Below are 14,111 nucleotides of genomic sequence, written 5' to 3'. Positions count from 1 at the left end.
CATCAGTGCGCGACGGGGATGTCGCGAAGCGGGAAGAGCACCGTTCCGACGCGATACGCGCCGCGGGGGACCATCGCATCGATGGTGCCCGCACTCTCGACGGTGACCACCGGACGGGGGTCTCCGGACGCAGCGAGGGTGCCGCGCAGCAGGTCGTCGAGGTGGAAGCGCTCGGGCCCCGCGATCTCCACCTCCCCCCGCGGCTGCGCCTCCAGCGTCACCTCGACGAGGAGCGCCACGAGCTCGTCCAGGTCGACCGGCTGGATGTAGTCCCGCGGCGCGAGGACGGTGCCGTCCACGGTGTGCTGGTCTGCGAGCACGCCGATGTAGCTCTGGAACTGGGTGGACCGGACGATCGTGTACGGGATCCCGCCTGCCTTGACCGCCCGCTCCTGCGCCACCTTCCCCAGGTAGTAGCCGACGTCCGAGGCATCGCCCTCGCCCACGCCCACGATCGACAGCAGGATGTGGTGGGTCACGCCGGCACGCAGGCCTTCCGTCGTCAACGTGCGGGTCGAGCCCTCGAAGAACCCGACCGCGCCGTCCTTGTCGAACCGACCGGTGTTCAGCACGTTGATGATGGTGTCGACGCCCTCGAGCGCCTCTGCGACACCCGTGCCGGCGAGGTAGTCCACCCCGTCGTCCAGTCCGCCCGAGACCACCTCGACTCCACGAGCCTCCAGGGCATCCGCCACCTTCGCGCCCACTCGACCACGCCCACCTGCGATGAGTACCTTCACCGTTCCGAACTCCTCTCGAGCCGGCTGTTCCGGCCCTCTGCAGAGACGACGACGCGTGAGGGGGAAGTGTGAGGCGGATCCGGATGCGCAGCGGCTCCCGACGGGCCGTGCGGTCAGCGGTCGACGCCGGCGGGGGCGTCGATGCCGTCGCGCGAGCCGACGATCTCCCCGTCGGGGAGCGCGGACCGCAGCCGCTCGCGCTCCGCCTCGGTGAGCAGGATGCCGGCGGCGGCCGCGTTCTCGTCGAGCCGCGCCCGGTGGCGCGTACCGGGGATCGGGACGACTCCTTCGGCCATCACCCAGGCCAGCGCGATCTGCGCGACGGTCGCATCGTGCTCGCGGGCGATCTCCTCGACGCGATCGACGAGGGCGCGGTTGGCCGCGAAGGCCTGCGGCTGGAAGCGCGGAAGCGTGCGCCGGGCGTCGTCGGGCGACAGGTCGTCGAGCGAGCGGATGCCGTCGGTGAGGGTGCCGCGGCCGAGCGGCGAGAAGGCGACGACGCCGATGCCCAGCTCGTCCGCGGTGGCCTTCTCGTCGTTGCGGAGCATGTCGCGGGCGAACAGCGAGAACTCCGACTGCACCGCGGCGATGGGGTGCACCGCCTGCGCACGCCGTAGCGTGGGGGCCGAGGCCTCCGACAGGCCGATGTGCCGCACCTTTCCCTCCCTCACGAGCTCGGCCAGGCCGCCCACGCTCTCCTCGATGGGAACCTGCGGGTCCACCCGGTGCAGGTAGTAGAGGTCGATGACCTCCATGCCCAGGTGCCGCAGCGAGCGCTCGGCAGCCCTCCGGATGTACTCGGGGGTGCCGTTGCGGCCCAGGATCGTGCCGTCGTCGTCCATCTCGGCCGACGCCTTCGTGGCGATGGTCAGCTCGTCGCGGCGGTCTCCGATCGCGCGGGCGATGAGCTTCTCGTTCTCGAACGGCCCGTACGCCTCGGCCGTGTCGGTGAACGTCACGCCGAGGTCGAGCGCATGGCGGAGGGTCGCGATCGCCTCGGTCTCGTCGGTGGGACCGTAGTACGCGCTCATGCCCATGGCGCCGAGTCCGATCGCCGACACCGACAGCCCGTCGCCCAGTCGTGCGCTCCTCACGAGCCGCTCCTCTCCCCGCGGCCGGAGTTCTCCCCGCGGCCAGAGCTCTCCCCGCGGCCAGGGCTCTCCCCGCTGCCAGAGGCGGAGCCGACGACCTCCTCGTACACCGCGATCTTCTTCTCCAGGGCGGCCAGGTGCCGCCGCGTGCGATCGAGCTCCTCGAGGATGCGCCGGCGGTGCGCCCTCAGCACCGTGAGGCGTTCGGCCTCGGTGCCGTCCGTGCGCGACAGCGCGGCGAGCGCACGCATGTCGGAGATCGGCATCCCCGTCTCGCGCAGCATGAGGATCGCTGCGATCCACGACAGACCATCAGTGCCGTAGCGACGCCGCCCCGCCGGGTCGCGGGGAGCGGCCTCGAGGAGCAGCCCCTCCCGCTCGTAGTAGCGCAGGGTGTCGACGCTCAGCCCGGTGAGGCGTGCGACCTCGCCGATCGTGAGGCCGCCGGCGGGCACGTCGGCCGCCGGCTCGGGAAGGGTGATCGCATTCACACCCCCATCCTGCGAGCTGGAGTGTGCTCCAGGTCAAGTCGGCGGGAATGTCGGCATCGCCGGGTGCGCTACGCCGGGAGCGTGAGCCCGGTGCGCTCCTCAAGGGCGGCCACGAGCGCGCGCTGGAAGCCCGGGTCGAGCGCCGCGGCGTGCGGGCGCTGCGTGACGCGGTGATGCCAGTAGCCGCCGGTCCGCGGCTCGATGTCGTCGGCCGTCGCGAGCCAGGTCTGGGTCAGGTGGCCGGCCTCCAGATCGTCGGGTGCTCCGGCGCCGCCCATGCGCGTCGGCACCCAGCCGGGGTCGACGGCGTGGCTGAGGGTGTCGGGCCAACGCTCCGCGAACGCCATGATCAGCGCCGTCACCCACAGCTTCGTGTCGCTGTACGAGGCGTTCCCCCGCGCCATCCGCGTGAGATCCGTGGAGCCGCCGCGGTGCATGCCGCTGCTGAGGGCGATGATCCGGGACGGCCGCGTCATCAGCGCCGTGAGCGCGAACGGGGCGACGATGTTCACCTCGATCATCCCGGCGACGTCGAGGAGGCCGGCGTTGTGGATGACGGCGTCGAAGCGGCCGTGCTCCTCGGCCGCGGCCGCCACCTCGCGCACCTCGTCGAGGGATGACAGGTCGCCGACCACCGCACCCGCCCACGAGTGGCCCTCGGGCGGGGCCGGCAGACGGTCGGCGCGGCGGGCGTGGACGACCACGTCGTGCCCGTCGCGCGCCAGTTGTGCGGCGGCGTTCAGACCCAGTCCGCCCGCGGATCCCGTGACGAGAACAGATGCCATGGGTTCACGCTAGCCCGTGGCCGGGCGGGGACGGCCGTCCTCCGATGCGATCGACGTGCGAAAAGCAGGCTGGATCGTCGGTTCCGGGCCGGATCCGCCCGAAACGGCGGATCCAGCCTGCCGTTGCCACGGGATCGGCAGTCGCCGTCGCCGTCAGGGGCGACGGCCGAGCAGGTCGCGGTAGCCGCTGCGGTAGTCGGGGAACTCGAGCTCGCCCAGCACCGACCGCAGAAGGCGGCCGTCGAGCACGATCCCCTCGTGCCGCGCCGCGGCGCGGGGCGGGTGAGGGAGGCGCAGCTCGTCGGCGATGAACGCCACGACCTCGCCCAGGAGCGCGGGCGCGGAGTCCACCGCGTGGAGGACGGCGGGCGGGTCCGCCATCGTGAGGATGCGGTCGAGCGCTCGCGCGAGATCCGCCTCGTGAATGCGGTTGGTGCGACGGGAGTAGTCGACCTGCGCCCCGGTGCGGACCTGGCGCACGAGGTGCTCGCGTCCCGGCCCGTAGATGCCCGCCGGACGCACGACGACCGCCGCGAAGAGCTCCCGCGCCGCGGTCTCGCCCTCCCAGAGCTTCTGTCCGCGCGGCGACGTCGGCTGCGGCCGGTGCGACTCGTCGACGGCCGCCGCACCCTTCCGCTCGAACACCCCGGTCGAGGAGACGAACACCGTCCGCGCCGGGACGGCGGGGAGCGCCGCGGCGACATGATCCAGCCGCGCCCGGTAACCCGGCGAGCCCTCGCGTCCGGGAGGGAGGGTGATGACCATCGAGTCGACCGCGGGCAGCGCCGAGGGAAGCGGAGCATCGAGATCGTGCACGAGGGCGCGGAAGCCCGCCGGGAGGTCGCCCGCATGCCGTCGGACGCCGATCACCTCGTCCCCTCGCGCGGCGAGGCGGAGCCCGAGCCGGGTGGCCACCCGGCCGCAGCCGACAAGCAGCGTGCGCCCGGAGGCCCGGTCCGGTCGCGGCTCGGCTCCGCGCACATCGGTCATCGTGTCAGCCTACGAGCCCGCCGCCGGCTCGGATCGGCTCCGGCCCGGTGGCCTACCATTCGAGGGTGAGCACCCCGGCATCCAAAACCCCGGCATCCCCCGACTCGGCACCCATCGACGACATCTCGATCGGCGGCGACATGATCCGCCTCGGCCCGTTCCTGAAGTTCGCGGGCGTGCTCGACTCCGGCGGCGACGTGAAGGAGGCCGTCATCGACGGCCTCGTGACGGTCAACGGCGAGGTCGACCGCCGCCGCGGGCGGCAGCTCCAGCTCGGCGACGTCGTCGAGTTCGAGGGACGCCGGGTGCGCGTCGCACCCTGACGCCCCCGAACCATCGGACGCGTCAGCCGCGCAGCTCGCGGAGGAAGCCCTGCACGTGCTCCTGCAGCCGCAGGATGCGCAGGTCGCGCGCGGCCCCGCGGTCGTATCCCTCGTAGGCGAGCGGCGGCAGGCGCCGCACGTTCGCCGAGCACGCGAAGTTCGTGCAGATCAGCGTGCCGAGGACGTCGCCGCGGCGTCCGGCGGCACCGGCCTTGCGCGCCGCGAAGAACTGGACGTCGTTGCGGAGCGTGACGTCGTCGCACCAGGAGCACTGCGCCCGGGCGAGGGTGCGCTGCTCGGCCTGCTGCAGGAGGACGGCGACGGTGTCGCCCGCCTCGTCCTGAGCCACGACGTACGCGCGGCGCGGCATCTTCGGGTCGGACCACCCGAGGAAGTCGAGCGCGTCGACGTCGAGGTCGTCGAACCCTGCGGGAAGGGTGAGGGACGCGGCCTCCTTGCGGGAGGCGTTGAGGAACGACGCACGGATCGTGCGCTCGTCGACGGGGAGCATGATGGCTGCTTTCTGCCTCGGAAGAGGCGGGTGAGGCGGCGCACACCGGCGGATACCCGGGATACCGGGCAGCGTGGGCGCCGAGGAAGAGGAGACGACGGAAGAGCCGACGACCGGATCGGTGTCGGCAGGGGCGTCAGTCTGTGCCGCCGGCGCAGTGCGCGCCGGAGACCTCCTCCTGCACCTGCGAGGTGCGCCACACGGAAAGCATGCGACGAGTCTATGTCCGCTGCCTGGTATGTCGCACAGGCTGGGCGAATCGCCGGGCCGACATGAGAAGGACTGGTCGTGCCTGGGTGTTCGGTGCCGGCGATCAACGGCCCGTGCAGGGCTCCGGGGTACTACCCCGCCCCGAGGAGGTCGCCGGCGCGCGGCTCGTGCTCTTGCGCGAGGGCATCGCGCAGCTCGGCGAGCGATCCGACCCCTTCCACCTCGCTCGAATCGGAGATAAGCGGGTAGCGGATGGTCTCATCCGACTCGACAAGACCCAAGTACTCCGTTGATGTGCGCTGTATCGTGCGAACCACAGACAAGTGATGGCTTCGGATATCCCTGCTGGGTGCAGCTGGTATCCGTTCTATGCATAAGGCCAACCGTGTGTCCGAACTCGTGGCATGCAAGCCCGCGCCGATTCGACGTCGTGGTGGATGACGTGAACGGTTCTTGGTAGTAGACACTGTGTTTCGCGCAGGACGATCCCGAAAGACTGTCGCAAGTTGCCAGACCGACCAGCCCCCCCTGATGACGATGAGGACCACCATACGAATCCGCAGAGGCTCGCCCAGTTCGCATCAGCGACGACCACATTCGGCGAAGTGGTTGCGGATACGACCGACGTGACAAGGTCAGTGGGCTCCATAGCCTCTGTGCGGGCGTAGTTTGAGGCGCTCTGCATGACCGCGGTCTGTTCTCATCGGTGAACGCTCCCTCGCATTCGGTGGCCCGACCATAGCGGGTCGGATCCGAGCCGTCCACACGCCATTGCTAGGCATAGAGTGTCGCGAGGCGGCCCGACGTCTACGGGCCCACGGCACGGGGCCCCGCCTACCCGGGCTGGGCTACCGGCACTCGCCCAAGAACCCGAGGTAGCAGACGACCTCGCACGTGACTGCTTGGACGGTAGTCCTCGTTCGACACCTGCTTAGTGGCGAACTCCTCGACGAATGAGAGACGCCCGTAAGTGCCGAGTGAACGGACTTCACGCCGCCGGGGGCGGCGCCCGCCGCAGGCAGCGGAACGGCGGGGCGTCAGGGAATTGCGCGATTGCCGAGGTTCCCGGTGAGGTAGAGCGCCACAAGCCCTGCCACCACGACGATCATGAGCACCACAAGCACGACGAGCACTCTTCTACTCACGGGTATCTCGCTTTCATGCCGGCCAAGTCACCGTTGCCCAGCCTCCGCTGCGACGTCGACAGGAGTCCGTCGCGGGAGCCATGACCTGATAGGTCGCCTGTGCAACGTGATTGAGTCCGAAGAAGTGTCCGGCCTCGTGGGTCATTACGCCTTGGAGATCGAAGGTCGACGACCCCAAGCATCCAGTAACGGACGAACCGGTGTACCAGGAACGACTCTAGGAGAATGCACTGCCCCACCGCTCGTCAAGGTGCGCAGGACGAGCAGGCGTTTCCGGCCCTCTCCTGACAAGAGGAGGTTTGCTCGTCGGCGTTGTCCGTCACGACCACGCCTGCGAACTGAGCAGATGGATCGCCGCGGCGTCGCCGGTCGGGCACGGAAGTCCGCGCTCATCCGCGAGGCGTGGCACCGGTGTGGGCGGCCGGAGAGCTCTGCTGCTCAGTGCACCGCGAACGATCTCTTCGCCTCAATCGCGCCGGCATGGGTTCATTCAAGGCGCCGGGTTCTCCGCGCTTTTGCCGGCTTCATTGCCGCCTCGAGGAGGAATGCGGAAGAGGGCGGTGCTGGACAGGCGAGCATCACACCGGTGGCGGTTGACGCTGCATGAGAGCTCTCTCGATCACTCCGACGGGCTGCGCGGGACGGGCGCCGCACGCAGCGGAACGGCCCCCGCTCACCGTCGGGGGCCGTTCCGTGCACGTCTCGTCCGAGCTCAGCCGCCGACGAGGCTCACGATGAGGCGGACCGACAGGGCGAGCACCGAGACCAGGCCCAGCACGCCGAAGGCGTTCTGCCACCACCGGTTGCGCAGCCGGCCCATGAGCTTCCGGTCATTGGCCATGACGAGGATCAGCGCGGCCAGGATCGGTGCGAACAGCACGGTCAGCGCCTGGGCGATGATGATGAGCTCGACCGGCGACGACCCGGCGAACACGATCGTGATGGTGAGCCCGAAGGCGAGGATGAACGCGCTCCCGAGCCGGGCGGTGCGGGTGTCGGCAGAGGCGCCCTTCCCCAGCGCGTCGGAGAGCATCGTGCCGCCCGCGATGCAGTTCGGGATCATCGACGAGAAGGCCGAGCCGAAGAATCCGAGCGCGAAGATCCAGGCTCCGACGGGGCCGGCGACCGGCTCGAAGATCTTCGCGAGCCCGCCGAAGGCGCCCGGCGCATCGGTGCCGGTGGCGTTCAGCACGGCGGCGGCCACGACGATCACGAGCGCGGTCATGACACCGGGCGCGATGATGCCCGGCACGGTGTCGACCATCGTGATGTCGCGGTAGTCCGCCTCGGTGCGACGACGCGCCTTGGTGCCGTAGGAGGTGTAGAACGCGGCGTTGATCGAGAAGTTGGTGCCCACGAGCCCGATGATGAGCAGCCACGCGCCGTCGGGGATGACGGGGATGAGGCCGGCCCCGGCGGCCGCCCAGTCCGGGTTCGACACGAAGGCCGAGACGATGAAGCTCACCGCCATGAGGGCGACGATCACGATGAGGATCTTCTCGACGATCCCGTAGATGCCCTTCAGCAGCAGGATGGACGCCACGGCGACGGTGCAGATGACGGTCCACATGACGGGCGAGGTGCCGGGGATGAGCATGGAGAGACCCACGCCCGAGCCGACGGCGTTGCCGACCGAGAAGCACAGGGTGATGAGGAAGACGCCGAAGCCGGCGACGACGCCGACCCAGCCGCCGAGGCGCTCCTTGATGGACGAGATGAGGGAGACGGGGGTGCGGATGCCCAGGCGCACGCTCATGTCGGTGAGGAAGATCATGAGGATCGTGGAGACGATGATGACCCAGATGAGCGCGTACCCGTAGAGGGCGCCCGCGTTCATGGCGGTCGTCAGGTTGCCGGGGCCGAACTGCCAGGCGCCGGCGACGAAGGCCGGCCCGATGAGCGCGAGCTGGCGCCAGAGGGTGCGGCGCGTCTTCCGCGACTCGACGATGTTGCGCACCGTCTCAGTATCGATGTGGCCGTGGCCGGTGCCCGGGGTTGCGGGCGGTCGGGAGGTGACGTGTTCGTTCATTTCGTGTTGCTCTCCTTCGAGGAGGGCGGCCACTGGCCGCTCGGTCTTCATTGACGACGAGGGGAATGCCGCATCGGCGCGACGAGGAGGATGCCCGCGGCGGCGTGGTCGCCGCCGCGGGCAGGCGGTCACGCCGAGACGGTGACCGGTGCGAGCTCGGCCGACCGGAACGCGGCGGCGATCTCGGCCGACGCGCCGTCGGGCAGCGGCAGCAGGGGCGTGCGCACGGTGGCGTGGTCGAGGATCCCGCGGTTGACGAGACCCCACTTGAGCGCGACCGTGCCCTCCATGTGCGAGCCGCGGTGGTAGACCGCCTTCGTCACGGGGAGCAGCTTCTCGTGGATGGCGTGGGCGGCGGCGTAGTCCTTCCGCTTCCCGGCCTCGATCAGCTCGACGAGCGCCTCGGGGGCGATGTTCCCGTAGCCGACGAGGAGGCCGTCGACGTCGAACATCGTCGGCAGCAGGTACTCGTCGTGGCACGAGAGGACCTGCAGTTCGGGGTACGCCGCACGCAGGGCGGGGATCTCGGTGTACCACCGCTTCATGTTCCGCACGCCGTTCTTCGTGTGGTTGACGCCCTCCTGGCCGGCGATCTCCAGCTGTGTGTCGAGGTCGTACGACGCCTTCGTGTTGTCCGGGTACTGGAACAGGATCTCCTCGAGGCCCGACTCCTCCCAGATGGCGCGGTAGCGGGTCTGCGGCGCGCCGGGCTGGAAGCCGAAGCGGAGCCACCCGTGCGAGGGGTAGACCAGGGCGCCGACGGCGCCGGCGTCCGCGGCGGCCTTCGCCTCGAGGGCGGCCGTCTTGTTCCCCTCCTTCGTGATGCCGGCGATGATCGGCAGCCGGCCCTCGACCGAGTCCCGGAAGGCGCGGATCACGTCGAGTTGCTCGGGCTCGGTGAGGAAGGTGCCCTCGCCGGCGTGGCCGAGCACGACGAGGCTCTTCACGCCGTCGATCGAGCCGAGCCAGGAGCCCAGGCGCTGGATGGCGGCGAAGTCGACCTCGCCGTCCTCGGTGAAGGGGGTGACGGGGGCGGGGTTCAGGCCGCGGAGGTCGAGGACCATGATGTTCTCCTTGCGTTTCACGTCGATGTAGAAACGTTCACAATAACGTTTGCAGGAACGTTTGCAGGACGAGTATGCACGCGAGCCGCGCCGCGTGTCAAGAGCTCGATTGCAAACGTTCCCGAGCCGCCTAGACTCGGCAGGGAGGAGGAGCGATGGCCGAACGTCAGACCGTCACGCTGCGCGATGTCGCAGACGCGGCGGGCGTCAGCATCTCGACGGTGAGTCGCGTGCTCGACGAGCGCATCCCGTCGTCGCGCACGGCGACGGCGCAGAAGGTGCGCGACACCGCCGACCGGCTCGGCTATCGGCGCAACATGTACGCGTCCAGCCTGCGGCGGGGCGCGACGGCGACGATCGGCGTGCTCGTCCCCCGGCTGACCGATGCGGTGATGGCCCTGATGTTCGAGGCGATCGAGCGCACGGCGCGGCGCCAGGGCTACTTCGCCGTGGTCGCGACGTGCGGCGACGACCCCGCCGAGGAGCGCCGCGCCACCGAGACCCTCCTCGACCGCGGCCTCGACGGCCTCATCCTCGCGACCGCCCGCCTCGACGACGACCTCCCCGCCTCGCTCCGGGCCCGCGGCATCCCGCACGTCCTGGCACTGCGCACCGACCGGGTCAGCCCCTCGTCGCTCGGCGACGACGAGGCCGGAGGCTACATGGCCGTGCGGCACCTCATCGATCTCGGGCACCGCGAGATCGCCCTCGTCAACGGGCCCCTGTTCACCTCCACCGGCGTCGACCGCCACGCGGGCGCCCTCCGCGCGCTCGGCGAAGCCGGCTTGACGGTGCCCGACGAGCGCATCGTCTGGGCCGGCTACGGCGTGGACCACGGCGTCGAGGCCGGCCGTCAGCTGCTGACCGACCCCCGGCGACGGCCGACGGCGATCTTCGCGGCGAACGACAACCTCGCGATCGGGGTGGTGAGCGCGGCGCTGTCCCTCGGCATCCGCGTCGCCCGTGACCTCTCCGTCGTCGGCTACAACGACATCCCGCTCGCCTCGCGCCTGCCCACGCCGATGACGAGCGTCCACACGCCGTTCGACCAGATCGCCGCGTCGGCGATCGAGCTGCTGCTCGACGGCGCCGCCACCTCGGAGCCGCGCCGAGCGCTCCCCACCCTCATCCCCCGCGCGTCGACCGCCCGGCCCGGCCAGCCGCGCTGACAGGGCACGCCCGCCCGCCGATGGGCGCCGTCTCGGATCCCGTCCATCCCGGATTCGGAGAATCGTCGCGGATTCGGAGGATTCGGCCGGGCGGGTCCGATTCGGGTGCGATCATCCGAATCCGCGACCCGGCGGCGGTGCGACGCCGGCCTCGTGCGGCGTCGGCGGCGTGCGATACGGTGCGTGGGAATCCCACGGAAGGGGCGGCGATGGCGGACACCACCTGCCACATGTCCATCTCGCTCGACGGCTTCGTCGCCGGGCCGTCGCAGTCGCCGGAGGACCCGCTCGGCCGACGGGGGCTGGAGCTGCACCGGTGGCACCTGGGCGATCCACGGGCGACGGAGGCGGATGCCGAGGCGTCCGCGTGGCTCGGGCGACCGCGCGGCGCGTACGTGATGGGCCGCAACATGTTCGGCCCGATCCGCGGCGCGTGGGACGACCGGTGGCGCGGATGGTGGGGCGACGAGCCGCCGTATCACGCGCCCGTGTTCGTGCTCACCCACCACGAGCGCGCGTCGATCGAGATGGCGGGCGGCACCACCTTCCACTTCGTGACCGACGGATTCGACGCCGCCTACGCACGAGCGCTCGACGCGGCGGGCGACCGCGGCGTCGACATCGCCGGCGGCGCATCGACCGTGCGGCAGGCTCTCGCGGCCGGGGTGATCGACGAGCTCACCCTCGACATCGCGCCCGTGCTCCTCGGATCGGGTGAGCGGATCTTCGACGGCGAGGTGGCCTTCGACTTCGAGCCGGTCGAGGTGCTGCCCTCCGTGCTGGCCACGCACATCCGCTACCGGCGGGTCGTTCCCCCGGCCACCTGATCCACAGATCGACCCTGGTCTACTGAACGACCCTGGTCCACTGAGCGCCCCTGGTCTACTGAACGACCCTGGTCCACTGAGCGGCCCTGGGCGATGAGCTGCTCGATCGGCATGAGGGCGGATCCGAGCGCGACGGTGTCGCCGCCGAAGGTGGCCGGGACGATGTCGAACTGCTCGGACAGCCGGCGGAGGCTGCGGGCACGGGTCGCGGCGAGCACGTCGTCGGCGTGGCGCTCCATGAGCCGCAGACCCACCCAGCCGCCGATCACGATGCGCTGCGGGTTGAGGAGATTGACCATGCTGCCGAGCGCCGCGCCGAGCGCGTCGACGGCTCCCGCCACCACCCGGGCAGCCGCCTCGTCGCCCGAGACGGCCGCGTCGAGGAGCGCGCCGAGCGCGGTCCAGCCGCTGCCCTCGAACTGCCCGCCGGCTGCGCGCCAGGCGCCGAGCACCGCATCCGCCCCGACGTAGGCCTCGACGCAGCCGCGGTCGCCGCAGCGGCACACCTCCCCGTCGAAGCGGATCTTGGTGTGCCCCCACTCGGTGGCGCTGCTGAACGCGCCGTGCGCGAGCTGTCCGTCGCTGATGACGCCCAGACCGACGCCGCGACCGAGCAGCGCGACGAGCGCGTGCGCCGACCCGCGTGCGGCGCCGAACCACAGCTCCGCCCGTGCCTGCGTCTTCGCGCCGTTCTCGGCGAACACGGGCAGGTCTCCGGCGAGGTCCGTGGGGATGGTGTGTGCGTCCCACCCGAGCGACTGCGCGAAGAGCGTCTGGGTGCCGTCGGGGGCCGTTTCAACCACGCCGGGAAGACCCAGGCCGATCCCCAGCACCTTCGGCCAGCGCTCGAGATTGCGCACCCGCAGGGCCTCCAGCGCCTCGCGCAGGTCGCGGTGGATGTCGTCGGGCGACTCCTGGCGGGCGCCGCCGCGGAACTCGCGGTCGACGGGGTTGAGGCCGAGATCGAACAGCTCGACCGCGACGCCGCGCTCGCCGACGTCGGCGCCGACGGCGAAGGCGCCGTCGAGGCGCGGTCCGATGATGGCGATGGGGCGGCCTCCGCGGGAGGCACGGCTGCCGTACTCGGCCACGAGGCCCGCCGCCAGCAGCTCGGTGACGATGTTGGCGGCCGCGGCGGTGGACAGCCCGCAGTGCCGGGCGACGTCGGCACGCGTGGTCTCGCGCTCGCGGATGATGAACTGGAGCGCCGCCGAGCGGTTGCGCTGGCGCAGGTCGGTGACGGTCAGCGACTCCGCCGCGACGAGGTGGCGGCCGCCGGGTGAGCTCATCCTCCGAAGGTATCCGGTCATGGTCCCACGGTCACAGCGCGCACGACGACCGGGGCGAGCGCCGTCAGCAGGAGCGCCCCGTCCGCGCGCCGCACCTCGATCGCACCGGGATCGTCGGCGTCGACCGTCCAGGTGACGGGCCCCTCGGCGAGGGCATACCGCAGGGTGTCGCCGGCCGCGAGGCGGCTGCCCGGCACCTCGAGGTCGGCGTAGGGCGCTCCCGACGGGCGATCCCACACGGCGTCAGGGACCGGCGCCGTCGTGGTGTCGGCGATGGCCGCCTCGTCGCCCCGGGCACCGGCCCACCCGGGGAGGGTGAGGGGGGCCCGGGCGAAGAGGGCGTCGAGCACCGGCTCCCGCACGTCGCAGCGGTCCGCGGCCATCGCCGCCAGGTAGTCGTCGAGGATCGTCCACGCCCGGTCGCCGTCGGGGCCGGCGGCCGGGTCGGCGATGAGCTCCCATCCGGCCGGGGTGCGGATCGACAGCGGAGAGGTGCGCGTGTCGAGCTTCTTCCACGGCCAGAAGTTCCAGCCGATGTCGTGCCGCTCGTACAGCCGGGTGGCGGCGTAGATCCAGGCGGGCGTGTTCTCGCCGCCCTCCCCCATGTAGATCGGGGTGCGCAGCGCCTCGCGCGCGGCGAGGTAGGGGGCGATGCTCGTGCGGTCGGGCGCGCACCAGTAGCGATGGAACTGCAGCGCCTGGTTGGCGTCGAAACGGTCCGCCAGCGGCTGCCAGTTGGTCGCCCAGTGGCTGCCCTCGTACATCAGCAGGTGGCGTTCGTCGATCGCGCGGATCGCGTCGGTGAGGTCGCGGTACAGCGCGACCAGCTCGCCCTCGTAACGGTGCTGCCACGCGTTGGGCAGCGGCTCGTTCAGCAGGTCGTAGCCCAGCACGGCGGGCTCGTCGCGGTAGCGGCGCGCCAGCTCCTCCCACAGCGCGATCGTGCGGTCGCGGTACCCGCGTTCCATGAACAGCTCGGGCATGCCCCGGGGCGAGTCGTCGATGTTGGTCCCCGTCTGGCCGCCCGGCGCGCCGTGCAGGTCCAGCAGCACGCGCAGGCCGTGCGCGCGCGACCAGCGCACCGCACGGTCGACGAGCTCGAACCCGCGCTCCAGGAACGTCCCGTCATCGGCCTGGAGCACCCGTGCGTTCAGCGGCAGGCGCACATGGTCGAAGCCCTGCGCGGCGATCAGCGCGATGTCGTGCTCGGTGACGAAGCCGTCCTGGAACCGGCGCCAGAACTGGCCCGCGCGGTCCGCGCCGACCAGCGCCCCGATGCGCGCCTCGATCTGGCGCGGCGAGGCCAGCGCGTCGCCGAACCGCCACATGTATCCCTCGGGGAGGAGCCAGTTGCCGAGTCCGACGCCGCGCAGCAGGATCGGGCCCTGGTCGTCGACGAGCTGCGTGCCCTCGGCATGGACGAAGCCGGTGCGGGTCGTGGTCATCG

Annotated in this window: 13 protein-coding genes and 1 pseudogene; 3 read left to right on the top strand and 11 right to left on the bottom strand. The window is 71.2% G+C overall.

Features of this window, described 5'->3' with window-relative positions; genetic code table 11:
• Positions 1–2: 2 nt before the first annotated feature.
• The 5 genes from QQZ13_RS09940 to QQZ13_RS09920 form a co-directional block, all read right to left on the bottom strand.
• Complete coding sequence (locus tag QQZ13_RS09940) at positions 3–740, bottom strand: SDR family oxidoreductase (protein ID WP_284528878.1); 738 nt, start codon at positions 738–740, stop codon at positions 3–5.
• Positions 741–853: 113 nt separating this feature from the next.
• On the bottom strand, positions 854–1,834 hold the full coding sequence (locus tag QQZ13_RS09935) for an aldo/keto reductase (RefSeq protein ID WP_284528877.1): 981 nt from the start codon (positions 1,832–1,834) through the stop codon (positions 854–856).
• The gene (locus QQZ13_RS09930; protein ID WP_284528876.1) at positions 1,831–2,322 is read right to left on the bottom strand and encodes a MerR family transcriptional regulator; all 492 of its coding nucleotides are present in this window, start codon (positions 2,320–2,322) and stop codon (positions 1,831–1,833) included. Before QQZ13_RS09930 ends, QQZ13_RS09935 begins: the two co-directional genes overlap by 4 nt.
• Positions 2,323–2,390: 68 nt before the next feature.
• On the bottom strand, positions 2,391–3,107 hold the full coding sequence (locus QQZ13_RS09925; RefSeq protein ID WP_284528875.1) for an SDR family NAD(P)-dependent oxidoreductase: 717 nt from the start codon (positions 3,105–3,107) through the stop codon (positions 2,391–2,393).
• 153 nt (positions 3,108–3,260) lie between these two features.
• On the bottom strand, positions 3,261–4,097 hold the full coding sequence (locus QQZ13_RS09920; protein ID WP_284528874.1) for a sugar nucleotide-binding protein: 837 nt from the start codon (positions 4,095–4,097) through the stop codon (positions 3,261–3,263).
• Positions 4,098–4,162: 65 nt separating this feature from the next.
• On the opposite strand from QQZ13_RS09920, the gene QQZ13_RS09915 reads away from it, so the two are divergent.
• Positions 4,163–4,420, top strand: a complete 258-nt coding sequence (locus tag QQZ13_RS09915; RefSeq protein WP_284528873.1) for an RNA-binding S4 domain-containing protein — start codon at positions 4,163–4,165, stop codon at positions 4,418–4,420.
• A gap of 22 nt (positions 4,421–4,442) precedes the next feature.
• On the opposite strand, the gene QQZ13_RS09910 is transcribed toward QQZ13_RS09915, so the two are convergent.
• From QQZ13_RS09910 to QQZ13_RS09900, 4 genes and pseudogenes are all read right to left on the bottom strand, one after another.
• Positions 4,443–4,931: an FBP domain-containing protein gene (locus QQZ13_RS09910; RefSeq protein ID WP_284528872.1), complete on the bottom strand. Its 489-nt coding sequence runs from the start codon at positions 4,929–4,931 to the stop codon at positions 4,443–4,445.
• A 1,368-nt stretch (positions 4,932–6,299) separates the two neighbouring features.
• A pseudogene (locus QQZ13_RS16330) lies at positions 6,300–6,482 on the bottom strand (hypothetical protein); the annotation flags it as partial.
• Positions 6,483–6,998: 516 nt separating this feature from the next.
• On the bottom strand, positions 6,999–8,315 hold the full coding sequence (locus QQZ13_RS09905; RefSeq protein WP_284528871.1) for an Nramp family divalent metal transporter: 1,317 nt from the start codon (positions 8,313–8,315) through the stop codon (positions 6,999–7,001).
• Positions 8,316–8,443: 128 nt separating this feature from the next.
• Positions 8,444–9,379: a dihydrodipicolinate synthase family protein gene (locus QQZ13_RS09900; RefSeq protein ID WP_284528870.1), complete on the bottom strand. Its 936-nt coding sequence runs from the start codon at positions 9,377–9,379 to the stop codon at positions 8,444–8,446.
• Positions 9,380–9,534: 155 nt separating this feature from the next.
• Here QQZ13_RS09900 and QQZ13_RS09895 point away from each other — a divergent pair, with 155 nt between their 5' ends.
• A complete protein-coding gene (locus tag QQZ13_RS09895; RefSeq protein WP_284528869.1) occupies positions 9,535–10,548 on the top strand; it encodes a LacI family DNA-binding transcriptional regulator in 1,014 nt (337 codons plus the stop codon).
• Positions 10,549–10,757: 209 nt separating this feature from the next.
• Positions 10,758–11,375, top strand: a complete 618-nt coding sequence (locus QQZ13_RS09890) for a dihydrofolate reductase family protein (RefSeq protein WP_284528868.1) — start codon at positions 10,758–10,760, stop codon at positions 11,373–11,375.
• On the opposite strand, the gene QQZ13_RS09885 is transcribed toward QQZ13_RS09890, so the two are convergent.
• Both QQZ13_RS09885 and QQZ13_RS09880 read right to left on the bottom strand, forming a co-directional pair.
• Positions 11,345–12,664, bottom strand: a complete 1,320-nt coding sequence (locus QQZ13_RS09885; RefSeq protein ID WP_284528867.1) for an ROK family transcriptional regulator — start codon at positions 12,662–12,664, stop codon at positions 11,345–11,347. The genes QQZ13_RS09890 and QQZ13_RS09885 overlap by 31 nt on opposite strands.
• A 17-nt stretch (positions 12,665–12,681) precedes the next feature.
• Positions 12,682–14,109, bottom strand: a complete 1,428-nt coding sequence (locus QQZ13_RS09880; protein WP_284528866.1) for a glycoside hydrolase family 5 protein — start codon at positions 14,107–14,109, stop codon at positions 12,682–12,684.
• Positions 14,110–14,111 lie beyond the last annotated feature (2 nt).

Origin of the sequence: Microbacterium sp. T2.11-28, assembly GCF_950097975.1 — a bacterium.
GTDB lineage: Bacteria > Actinomycetota > Actinomycetes > Actinomycetales > Microbacteriaceae > Microbacterium.
The sequence above is the reverse complement of the archived record's forward strand: the minus strand, read 5'-3'. Positions and strand labels throughout refer to the sequence as shown.